Origin of the sequence: Pseudomonas fluorescens (assembly GCF_900215245.1) — a bacterium.
In the GTDB taxonomy this organism is placed as follows: domain Bacteria; phylum Pseudomonadota; class Gammaproteobacteria; order Pseudomonadales; family Pseudomonadaceae; genus Aquipseudomonas; species Aquipseudomonas fluorescens.
This window is the reverse complement of sequence record NZ_LT907842.1, coordinates 5,456,366-5,467,450: the sequence shown is the minus strand read 5'-3', so window position 1 is coordinate 5,467,450 and position 11,085 is coordinate 5,456,366. Positions and strand designations below refer to the sequence as shown.

Below are 11,085 nucleotides of genomic sequence, written 5' to 3'. Positions count from 1 at the left end.
CAAGAACGCGTTTGAGAGAGGCAGCGCTGCCGCGAGGATTAAACACGTACCCATTACCAGCCAAGTTACGTCGATACTCGATTGCGCGTTTGGACCTGGTTTTGATGTAGCGCTTTATCCAGGAATAGAGGCTATGACGGCCGCCCATACCGATCCTGTTTAGGTTGAACCTCTGTGGCTTAGGTGGACTCCCAAACCTACATCTAGGAGGAACTTATGAGCCAAACAGCTTTGATCGTTGGCGCCAGCGGCATCGTCGGCAGCGCCATCACTCAGTTACTGATCGACAACACGTGGCAGGTCGCCGCGCTATCGCGGCACCCGTCGCCATCGCAAGGTGTGATCCCCATTGCGGCAGACCTCCAAGATCCAGCGGCGCTGGAACATGCGCTTGCGGATCTGCAACCGACGCATGTGTTCATCACCACATGGTCACGGCAAGCCACGGAGGCCGAAAACATTCGCGTCAATGCCGCCATGGTACGCAACGTGCTCGCCGCCATTCGCCCAGCCAAGAGCGTTGAGCACGTAGCACTGGTTACTGGCCTGAAACACTACCTCGGCCCTTTCGAAGACTATGGTAAAGGCCGCCTTGCGCAAACACCGTTCCGCGAAGAGCAGGGTCGTCTGAATGTCGAGAATTTCTATTACGCCCAAGAGGACGAACTTTTCGCCGCGGCTGAAAAGGACGGCTTCACATGGAGCGTTCATCGCCCGCACACGGTCACCGGAGTTGCCGTAGGCAACGCGATGAATATGGCCACCACCCTCGCCGTCTACGCTTCGATCTGCAAACACACCCATCGCCCTTTTGTGTTTCCGGGATCAAGCGTGCAGTGGGACAGCCTCACCGATATGACGGATGCACGGCAGTTGGCGAAACAACAACTGTGGGCGGCCACCACGCCGGCTGCGGCCAACCAGGCATTCAATGTCACTAATGGCGATGTGTTTCGCTGGAAATGGATGTGGAGCCGAATTGCCGAATACTTCGACGTACCTGCTGCCGATTATCCCGCCGCACTCTCACCGCTTGAGACGCAAATGGCGCAAGACCAAGCCGCGTGGACGCAAATAGTCGCGGAGCACGGCTTGAAAGAAGCCGATATAGATCGCCTGATCTCCCCATGGCATACCGACGCAGACCTAGGTCGACCCATCGAAGTCGTCACTGACATGTCGAAAAGCCGTGCAATGGGCTTCACCGCCTACCAGGCGAGCGATCAAGCGTTCTTTGATGTGTTCGACAAACTCCGCGCGATGCGCTTGATACCCTAGGTCGCGCTACAACGGATAGGTAAAGGCTATACGGTGCGGGCCCCTTTCCGGGGCCCGCAGTCGTTAACCAAGCACAGTGCGCCACTTTACCAATACTCACGGGGCAGTGACGTGCGGTAGCCCGGATGCCTAAAGAACAGTAAGTCACTCCTTACCTGCGGCGAAATAGCGCACGTGTGAAACTTTTACATCACTCCTTAATTCCGGCTAAATAAGCGCCCCTCTACGCTGACCTTGCACATGTCCTCGTTGAAACGCATCAGCCCTTGGATCGCCTGCCTGGCCGTGTTGCTAAACATGTTTGCCATGCCGCTGAGCCGCGCTATGCAGACGCCGGATGTTCAGTTGATGCTTTGGGGGGGATTCTGCTCGGGAGGTAGTTCTCAAGCTTTACCTCCCGGGTTCAAGAAAACACTCGAGACTGTCCAGCAAGCCCCTTCAAAAACGGTTATGCAGCACGGTGATTGCTGCTGTGGCCATGCGGGAATGGCAGCGCTTCCCTCCAACTACTACCGACACTTCTTACCGCAATACACATCCGACACGTCCCTCGACAATCCTGAACTGCCGACGCTCCATCCCAGGATTCGGTGGCCGAGCCTAAGTCCACGCGCCTCTCCCTTCGCCTGATCACAACACCGCGACATTGTCCGGTGCTGCGTATTTAAATCTTTTAGCGGCCTCGATGGACGCTAGACGCCTTTAGAGTTTCTTGATCACCAGGAAGTGCGTGCCATGCCTGCTTCACTTACTTTGCGTCCTGCAAAGCGTTTGTCTGTGTCCCGTTCCCTATGGCCGTTGATGTCGGTTGGCCTATTCGCAATGGACCCTTTGTGCGCGGCGCTGGCCGACGTCGGTAAAGTCGAAGACTCGACCCTGACGCTGGGCACCGTGAACGTTCAGGGCTCAGCCAGCGGCCCCTTGAGTACCAGCAGTGTACTCAGCTCGGTGGATATCCTCGGGGGCGATATCTTGGAAAAAATGCCAGTCAATTACAGCTGGGAGTTGTTCAGCCGCGCTCCTGGGGTGATGCTCACGGAGTTCAACCAGGGCACGACCTCAGGAAAAATTTCCTTCCGTGGCTTTAACGGCGAAGGCGAAGTGAACGCCGTAAAACTGTTGATTGACGGGATTCCTAGCAACAGCAACGACGGCAACATGCCGTTCATGGACATGATTTTCCCCATGGAGCTGGACAGCATCGAGGTTGTCCGAGGCACCAGTGATGCGCGCTATGGTCTGAATAACATCGCCGGTAACGTCAACATGCTGACCCGCACCGGTGGGGACTACAGCAAGGCGCGGATCCGTTTCGGTAGTTTCAACACTCAGGAAACCCAGCTCGCCAAGGGCATGCAAAGCAGCAACTGGACTCAGAACTATTTCTTTGCCTATCAAACATCCGATGGCTACCGGGATCATTCCCAGGCAGACAGGTTTTCGATGTCTGGTAAGTGGTTCTACACACCGGATGACGACAGCTACCAAATCGGGCTGATCGCCCGTCACTACGAAGCTGAGGCTCAGGAACCCGGCTATTTGACCGAAGATGACGCCCGCCATCATCCGAGCATAACCAACCGTTTCAACGCCACCGACAAGGGCACTCGGCGTATGAATCAGGTCAGCCTGCATTTCGATACAGACGTGGCTGAGAACCTCGCGTGGTCAGCGAAGACTTACGTCAACACCTTCGATGATCGACGCTGGACGCAATATTGGCGCACGAGCGCCCAACAGGAACGTGATGCCTACGAAACCCAGTATGGCGCCCTTACATCTCTGACATGGCGACCTGAAGTTAGCTGGCTGTATGACTTCGCTTTGGAAGGTGGTGCAGACGTGCAACAACAGCAGAACAAGAGTGAACGCTATCGCACCAAAGACCGTGCTCGCCTGGCAACTACCCGCGACCAGCAGTTCGATTTCGACACCTACGGCGCTTACGTCCAGGCGGAGATCAAACCTTTCGAGTCGCTGAAGATCGTACCGGCGTATCGGGTCGACAAAATCCAGGGTGATTTCACCAACGAAATGACCGGCCTGGACTACGACATCAACGATTATGGCCTGATCAAACAGCCCAAGCTTAGTGTGGTCTACTCGCCGTGGGACGTGGCCAGTTTTTATGCCAACTGGGGCCGTACCTTCCAGGTTGGCACCGGCGCGGCCGCCTACAAAATCCCGCCAAGAGATACCGATCTGGCACCTTCAATCAATGAAGGCTGGGAAACCGGCATCAAGTTCACCCCGGCGGACTGGATTGACGGTCGCATCGCCTACTGGCAGCAAGAGGCCTCGGGTGAAGTCAGTCGCCGCCTCAACGACCCGAGCGGCGACTCAGATAACGTTGGTGAAACCCGACGTTGGGGTTACGACTTACAGATGAACCTGCACCCTGACCAACGCACTGACATCTGGATGGCCTACTCCTGGCAGTATTCGAAAATACTTCAGCCAAGTACCAGTTTGCCCAACAGCAAAGGCCAGGAAATCGACCATATCCCCCATCACCTTTACAACGCTGGCATCAGCTATGAAGCAACACCTGCCTTGCAGTTGACCGCCTGGATGAACGGCCAGACCCACTCCTACCTGGAACGAGAAAACACCCAAGGAACGTATGGCGGATACGTGCTGATGAACCTCGGCGCCACCTACAAAGTGAGCGAGTCAGTGAGCGTCGACCTGCAGTTGAAAAACCTCACCAACCGCTATTACGAATACGTCTGGTACGACCCGGACGGTGCCCAAGCGTCCCTGCACTCACCCGGTGATGGGCGCGCGTTGTACGCCGGGCTTACCCTGGACTTTTGATGTGGGTAACCGCTGGGGCCCTATTTGGCCTCAGCGATACAGAGTACGAATTCGCAGCAAACCTTTACTCGTCGTTAAGCAGAGGTAATAAAGATGCCACTCATTTTGGAAAAAACCTGACCCTCCGTAGCGTTGCTTGCATCCTTTGCAACTGCCACCGCGGCGTTTGCTCATGCGCACTCAAAGAGTGAAACGCCAGCGCCTGATCGTACGGTAAGTGCACCGCAGCAACTGCGTCAGGTGTTCTCCGAGGGCGTTGAAGCCACATTCACCCCAGTCACCCTCACTGGTGGATCGAACAGCTACTCTTCAGAAGCCAAGAGCTTTTTAACTTCGGCAATGATCAAGTCGATGTCGAATGGCTTTGCCAATACCGCATCAAACAGATCGGATCTCTGCATACCGATGTGTGCCTGAGCGCCGCTCATCAAGATGATCGGCAAGTGATTCGCGCCAGGCAGTGCTCGAACGGCTGTGGCGAATTCCAGGCCGTCCATGACCGGCATCATAAAGTCGGTAATGATTAACGCAGGCCGCTCTCGATCGAGCACTTCGAGCGCTTTTCGACCATTGCTGGCCGTTACCACCATGAACCCCTCATCCTCCAGCGCGAAGCTGAGAATGTCAGCGATCAGATATTCGTCGTCGACGACCAGGATGGTGGTCATGTTAATTCAACCCGCACAAAGACTTAAGATGCTGAACCGGGCGATGACTCAGTGGGGACTGATGGTTCATGTCTCGAAGCCTTTTTCAGGAAAACGTCTTGATCACGAATGACGACCTCGAAACGCGAAGGGTCGTAAGAGCTGTCTCGTACTTTAAGAATGGAAAGCGTCCTGCTTAGTTCAGACTGATTTTCAGAGAACCGCATAAGCATAAGGTTGTCGACGATACTGGACAGGTCAGAGTTAGGTGCACTGACCTCGGAGCCAAAAAGATCGCGCATTTCCCACGAGGCAAATACCGTCACGCCCCTGGATCGCAGTTCGTTCATCAGCGCACTGAAAAAGTCATTAATTCGCGCCGGATTTGTGGTGACGCGGTTCATACCGCTCAAGCTATCGATGAACAGGCGCTTGATACCCTTTTCTTCAACGAGACTCAGCAGTCGTGCGCCCAACCCATCCAGCAATCCCTCAGTCGTAGGCTGCCAGGCAATGCACAGGGCGCCACGGTCCTCCATGTCTTTGATATCGATACCCAGTGATTGGCCTTTGAGTCGCAGCCGTTGTGGGCTTTCGTAGAAGCCAAAATGCAGGCCCGGCGCTTCCACCGTCGACTCAGACAGGAATTTGAGGCCGAGCGTTGTCTTGCCAATGCCGGAGGGGCCTATGACCAGCGTCACACTGGAACTGTGCAGGCCTCCGCCGAGTATGTCGTCCAGTGATTGAATGCCACTGGCGATACGCGTCATGTCGGCGCTATCAGGAGAGGATGGGTGGCTATAGAGACTTTCCAGCCTTGGGTAAACCACCAAGCCATTTTCGGTAATTTCACACTCGTGAAGCCCCGTCATTGCCGAGCTACCGCGCGTCTTACGCAGCTGAATTCTACGCACTGAACGCGTGCCATATAGCTCCTCGCCCATTTCAATCACGCCATCAACCATGGTGTGCTCTGGGCTGCCATCGTCGAGGCGGGAACTGGTCAGAAACAGCACGGTACAACCCGCAAAAGCGGCGTGCCCCTGCAGTTCAGAGATGAATTTTTTGGTGTCGATGTGCGAATCAGCTTTTGAGCGCGCATTGAGCAAACCATCCACCACCATAACGGTAGCTTTCTGGCGGCTTATCTCGCGCCGGAGCAGTTTGACTACTTCATCCAGTCCTTCGTTTTCCAGCGTATCGAATGCGCTGACAAACTGGATTTCAGCCCCGACCTTGGACGCGTCGAAAAAGCTCATCGTCGAAAGGAATTGAAAAAGACGGTCATGTGACTCGGCCAGAAGCGTTGCGACTAAAACCCGGCCTCCATTTTCGGCGTGATGGAACCCAAGCTGGTTGGCCAGAATCGTTTTACCAGACCCTGGGCGCCCTTGGATAATGTATGAAGAGCCTGCTACCAGCCCGCCCTTGAGCAGAGCGTCGAGCCCTTCGATTCCACTTTGGAGGCGTTTTAGCTTTTCCACGATGCGACCCTGATCTGAAAAACAGGCTGTTTAAGCCGAATGGACGGAATGCTAACGCCATTTTCGCTCTGGGGCCATTTATGCGTGGAGTATGGTTGGCTTAGAGCGCTGCACGTCCCGCCCCAGGGCTGCTTATTATTCGAGCTTCGCACCTAAAATCAACCTTCCAGATAGAGCACGCTCGCCACTCTGTCGCGACCGCTGAAAAGCCTCGGACGGCATGGTCCTTGAGACTCGAGTTCTGAAGGTGTGTGCGCCGGCGCCCTACGATATAGCCTTAAGCAAGCCTCTTATTCCATAAAACAAGTACAAACGTGTTTTATAGTGCGTTTTAATCTATTCAGATTTTTGAATTGATTGGGGTATTTGTCTTTGAAAACTACGGCATTTCTACCGTTTGGCTTGGCGTTGCTCGCTACGTGTTCAACGGCTTTCGCAGGCCCCGTTCTGGATCGCGTGACGCAAAAAGGCGAGCTGACCGGTGTCTTGATGGAAAACTATCCACCCTTCTCTTTTCTCAATGAACAGAACCAACTGGATGGTTTTGACGTGGATGTCGCCAAGGCTGTTGCGCAACGGCTTGGAGTGAAGCTCACATTGGAAACACCGTCCTGGGATGTGATTGCTGCTGGCCGCTGGAGCGGGCGCTATGACATTTGCGTCTGCTCGATGACCCCGAGCAAGGCCCGCGCCGAAGTGTTCGATTTCCCCGTCGAGTATTACCAGTCGCCCGCGGTGATCGTGGTGAACGCCAAGGACAACGACATCAGGGCGAGCAAAGACTTGTCCGGCAAAAAAGTTGGCGTGATCAGTGCGTCGACTTACGAAGCCTACTTGAACAAAAACCTGGTGATCGAGGGCGCCGAGGACAAGCCTTTGAGTTATCCATTCGATAATGTTCAGGTGGCGCCCTACGACAATGAGACAGTGGCTTTCCAGGATCTAGCGCTGGGTACTGGCGTGCGTCTTGATGCCATGGTCACCAACCTCATTACTGCCCGCGAGCGAATTGCTCAGGACCCTCGCTTCAAAATTGCGGGCGATACGCTGTACGCCGAACCAAACGTAGTCGCCATCGAAAAAGGCGACCCTCAGTGGAATGCCAAAGTCACCGACGTGATTACTCAACTTAAAGCCGACGGCACGCTGAGCAAGATTTCGCAAAAGTGGATCGGCTCTGATATCAGCCAATGACAGCCCTTCCCCCTCTCCCAGCCAAGGTAAATATCGCATCCGCAAACGATTCGCGTCGATTGAGGCAGCTCTTTGGCTTTCGCACTCGGTTGTATTTGACGTGGTTAGGCTTGTTCGGCGTGTGCGCGATGTTTTTCATGAGCTTCGATCTGAAGTTCTCGATCATTCTGGAGAAGTGGCCAAATCTGGTCGGCCTGCATTTGGGGCCTAACGGCTTCTTGCAGGGTGCCGCGCTGACGTTGTTTCTGTGCTTCTGTTCGATCTGGCTGTCGCTGCTTCTTGGCTTCATGACCGCGCTTGCACGCCTGTCACGTAGCGCAGTGGCGTTCGGTATCGCGAGCTTCTATGCGTCTTTTTTTCGCGGTACGCCGCTGCTGATCCAGATTCTGCTGATCTACTTGGGCTTGCCGCAGTTGGGCGTCGTACCCGGGGCGATCAGCGCGGGGATAATTGCGCTCTCGCTGAATTATGGTGCCTATCTGAGTGAGATTTTTCGCGCCGGTATCCTGGCTGTCGCCCCCGGACAACGCGAAGCGGCGATGGCTCTGGGTCTTAGCCCAACGGCGACCTTCGTGCACATTATCCTGCCGCAAGCGATGCGCACGATCATTCCCCCGACAACCAGTCAGTTCATTTCAATGCTGAAGGACTCATCGCTGATTTCGGTGATGGGCGTCTGGGAGGTGATGTTCCTGGCGCAGTCCTATGGGCGGTCTTCTTACCGCTACATCGAAATGCTGACCACCGCCGCCGTCATCTACTGGCTGTTGTCCATAGGGCTTGAATTGATACAGCACAGACTTGAACGCCACTACGGTAAAGGCTTCAAGAATCAGCGGTGACACGCTCCTCCACTTACTCTTTTTCAGGTACCACCATGTCAGATCCAAGACCTCTGTTGTTCGCGCTCTATGAGCAAGCCAGTGTGGGCTGTGGCGGTGCGCCAAGTCTTTGGACGCACCCGGCTGACGAACGACTGGCCATCAACTCGTTGGGTTACTGGTCGAACCTGGCGCGCATTGCAGACCAGGCTCACCTCGACATGTTGTTTTTCGGGGACGTCCTGGGGTTCTACGACGTGTTTGGTGGCAACGCTGACGCGGCGATGAAATGGGCCGTGGAAGCGCCGGCGAATGACCCGTTGATGATCATACCGGCATTGGCGGCAGTGACAGAAAACCTAGCCTTTGGGGTCACCGTGACCACCAGCTACGAGCATCCTTTTACTCACGCCCGACGCTTCAGTACGCTGGATCACCTCACCAATGGCAGGGTGGGCTGGAACATCGTTACCTCATACCTGTCCAGCGCAGCCCGCAACTTCGGCCTGGAGCAGATGATCAAGCACGATGATCGCTACGAGCGCGCTGAAGAGTTTATGGATGTGGTCTACAAGCTCTGGGAAGGCAGTTGGGCCAACGACGCGGTGGTCGCCGACAAGACTCGCCAGCTCTACGCGCGGGGTGATCGTGTACGACCCATCAACCACGTTGGCGAACATTACCGGGTGGCCGGGCCGCACCTGACCTCTCCATCGCCCCAGCGCACACCTTTACTGATCCAGGCCGGCTGGTCAGGACGTGGACGGCAATTCGCGGCCAAGCATGCTGAATTGATCTTCATCGCCAAATCCAGCCCTCTGGAAATTCGTCAGGGGCTGGAAGAAATCTGGGCTCAAGCCCAGGCGCGCGGCCGGCAGGCTGAGGACGTGAAATCTTTAACCGTGCTGCGAATTGTCACCGCCAGGAGCGAGATCGAAGCTCAGCGCAAATATGATGAGCTGCAAAGCAACTATCACTTGCAGGCCCAATTGGTGAGCTACGCCGGCGACACCGGTATCGATATCAGCCGTTACGCTGACAGTGAGGCGCTTTCGACCCACACCGAAGGAATGACCTCCTACGTGATGCGGCCTGACGGCAGTGGCAAACCGTTGACCGCCGGTGATGTGAAACAGCGCTTTGCCAATGTAACCCGAGGCAGTGACCTTATCCTTGTGGGTACTCCACAACAGGTAGCCGAACGCATTGAGGAACACGCGCGTATTTCTGGCACCAGCGGCTACATGCTCAATCCGCTGCTCAGCCCGGGCAGTCTTGAAGATTTCGTTGAGCTGGTCATTCCAGAGTTGCAAAAACGTGGCCTCTACCGAACCCAGCCGCAAAGCGGCACCTTCCGCTCTCGGTTACGGCGTGACGGTTCAAGCCATTTGCCCGCGTCAGCTTATGGCGCCTCGTTCCGTTTCGACTGAAACCTTTAGAGGGGGCGACTCGTCCCCCCTAGGGTCATAGCCGCAGTATCGTGGCGATCCAGAACCTAATGCTTGTCGGCCCGAGCAGTGGCGGGCGTTTGCAGAAAGCCGCGTGCCAGCTGCTGATATAGCTCCGGCCCCATTCGAGCACTGACCGCTTTGGCAATCAGGGCAACGGCCATGAGACTGATCACCATCCCATGGCTGTCAATCATCTCCATGACGATAATTGCGGACGTGATGGGCGACTGGGTTACCGCGGCCAGGAAACCGACCATGCAGAGCGCAATCATCGGTTGCGCCGCCACGTTAAAAAAGTCGGCGGCATTCGCGCCCACCGCAGCACCTACCGCCAGGGATGGCGCAAAGATACCGCCGGGGATACCGGAAAAATAGGTCACGACGGTGGCCAGAAAGCGCGTGATCGGGGCATGCCATGGCAGGCCAATGTCGGTCACAATAAGCTGCGAGGTGATGCCGTAACCGCTGCCGAATGACATGCCGCCACTGAGCCACCCGAGTATGGCCACAATCAGCCCACAGCCACCGGCGAACCAGACGGGGTGCAAGCGGCGCCACTCCCAGAGGACGAATCGCTGATGCCGTTGTGGCCACAGCAGCATGCGGCTGAACAACCCGCCCAGCAGGCCGCAACCGATACCGGACGCCAGCGCAGGAACGACGCTATCGAGGCTGACAGCTTGCACGTCAAAGTGGCCGAAATAGTTGTAGTTGCCCTGTAACGCGATCGCGACCATCCCCGACAGAATGATCGTGCTGAGCAACACGCCACTGGTGCGGGTCTCCAGCTTTCGCCCCAACTCTTCTACCGCAAACGCCACGCCGGCCAAGGGTGTGTTGAACGCGGCAGCAATGCCTGCGGCGCCTCCGGCCAGGATCAGGTCCTCGGGGCGGATAATCCGCGCATTGGGCAGGTAGCGGTGAAAGAAGTGCATGATCGAAGCGGCCACTTGAACCGAGGGGCCCTCGCGCCCTGCCGAAAAGCCCCCCGTCAATGCCAGCGTGCCAAGACCTATCTTGGCGAACGCAAGACGCAAGGACAGCAAATGATTGACGGGTTTGCCTTGGTGGGCCAGCCGTGTGGCTGCGATCACCTGGGGAATACCACTGCCCTGGGCCCCGGTAAAAAAGCGCGTGGTCAGCCAGACCACCAGCATCCCGATCAACGGCGTGTAGATAAACGGCAACCAAGGCCGCTCGGTTGTCTGCTGAGCAAACTGCATCAGTGCCAGGTCGGCCAGGCGGGCGAACATCACCACCAACAGCCCCGCAAGGGTGGCCGCGGCCCAGAGCGTGATGCGAGTACGCCAGCGGATAGAGGCGAAGCGACGGCGCAGCAACAATAACGGTTTGATCACCCGAGCAGATTCCCATTGAGGTTCGATGGCATGCA

Annotated in this window: 9 protein-coding genes; 6 read left to right on the top strand and 3 right to left on the bottom strand. The window is 56.1% G+C overall.

Annotation, left to right across the window (positions count from 1 at the left end; genetic code table 11):
* Nucleotides 1-216: 216 nt before the first annotated feature.
* From CPH89_RS25250 to CPH89_RS25240, 3 genes are all read left to right on the top strand, one after another.
* Nucleotides 217-1,278 (top strand): SDR family oxidoreductase, encoded by a 1,062-nt coding sequence (locus tag CPH89_RS25250; protein WP_053256057.1) that lies wholly within the window; start codon nucleotides 217-219, stop codon nucleotides 1,276-1,278.
* 240 nt (nucleotides 1,279-1,518) lie between these two features.
* Nucleotides 1,519-1,908 carry a DUF2946 domain-containing protein gene (locus CPH89_RS25245; protein WP_073637496.1) on the top strand — a complete coding sequence of 130 codons (390 nt, stop codon included), beginning with the start codon at nucleotides 1,519-1,521 and terminating at the stop codon, nucleotides 1,906-1,908.
* Between the two features lie 171 nt (nucleotides 1,909-2,079).
* Entirely contained in the window at nucleotides 2,080-4,095 is a 2,016-nt protein-coding gene (locus CPH89_RS25240) for a TonB-dependent receptor (protein ID WP_371850822.1), read from the top strand.
* Between the two features lie 302 nt (nucleotides 4,096-4,397).
* Here the strand turns inward: CPH89_RS25240 and CPH89_RS25230 are convergent, their stop codons facing one another.
* On the bottom strand, nucleotides 4,398-4,763 hold the full coding sequence (locus CPH89_RS25230) for a response regulator (RefSeq protein WP_053256058.1): 366 nt from the start codon (nucleotides 4,761-4,763) through the stop codon (nucleotides 4,398-4,400).
* Between the two features lie 23 nt (nucleotides 4,764-4,786).
* Nucleotides 4,787-6,229, bottom strand: a complete 1,443-nt coding sequence (locus CPH89_RS25225) for an ATPase domain-containing protein (protein WP_167422780.1) — start codon at nucleotides 6,227-6,229, stop codon at nucleotides 4,787-4,789.
* Between the two features lie 486 nt (nucleotides 6,230-6,715).
* Between CPH89_RS25225 and CPH89_RS25220 the strand changes: the two genes are divergently transcribed.
* Genes CPH89_RS25220 through CPH89_RS25210 form a run of 3 tightly spaced genes read left to right on the top strand, consistent with a single transcriptional unit; the run spans nucleotide 6,716 to nucleotide 9,671 of the window.
* Complete coding sequence (locus tag CPH89_RS25220) at nucleotides 6,716-7,420, top strand: ABC transporter substrate-binding protein (protein ID WP_256556250.1); 705 nt, start codon at nucleotides 6,716-6,718, stop codon at nucleotides 7,418-7,420.
* Nucleotides 7,417-8,262: an amino acid ABC transporter permease gene (locus CPH89_RS25215; RefSeq protein WP_053256060.1), complete on the top strand. Its 846-nt coding sequence runs from the start codon at nucleotides 7,417-7,419 to the stop codon at nucleotides 8,260-8,262. The genes CPH89_RS25220 and CPH89_RS25215 overlap by 4 nt, the downstream gene beginning before the upstream one ends.
* Nucleotides 8,263-8,297: 35 nt before the next feature.
* Complete coding sequence (locus CPH89_RS25210) at nucleotides 8,298-9,671, top strand: LLM class flavin-dependent oxidoreductase (RefSeq protein WP_053256061.1); 1,374 nt, start codon at nucleotides 8,298-8,300, stop codon at nucleotides 9,669-9,671.
* Between the two features lie 65 nt (nucleotides 9,672-9,736).
* On the opposite strand, the gene CPH89_RS25205 is transcribed toward CPH89_RS25210, so the two are convergent.
* Complete coding sequence (locus CPH89_RS25205; protein ID WP_053256062.1) at nucleotides 9,737-11,050, bottom strand: chloride channel protein; 1,314 nt, start codon at nucleotides 11,048-11,050, stop codon at nucleotides 9,737-9,739.
* Between the last annotated feature and the right edge of the window lie 35 nt (nucleotides 11,051-11,085).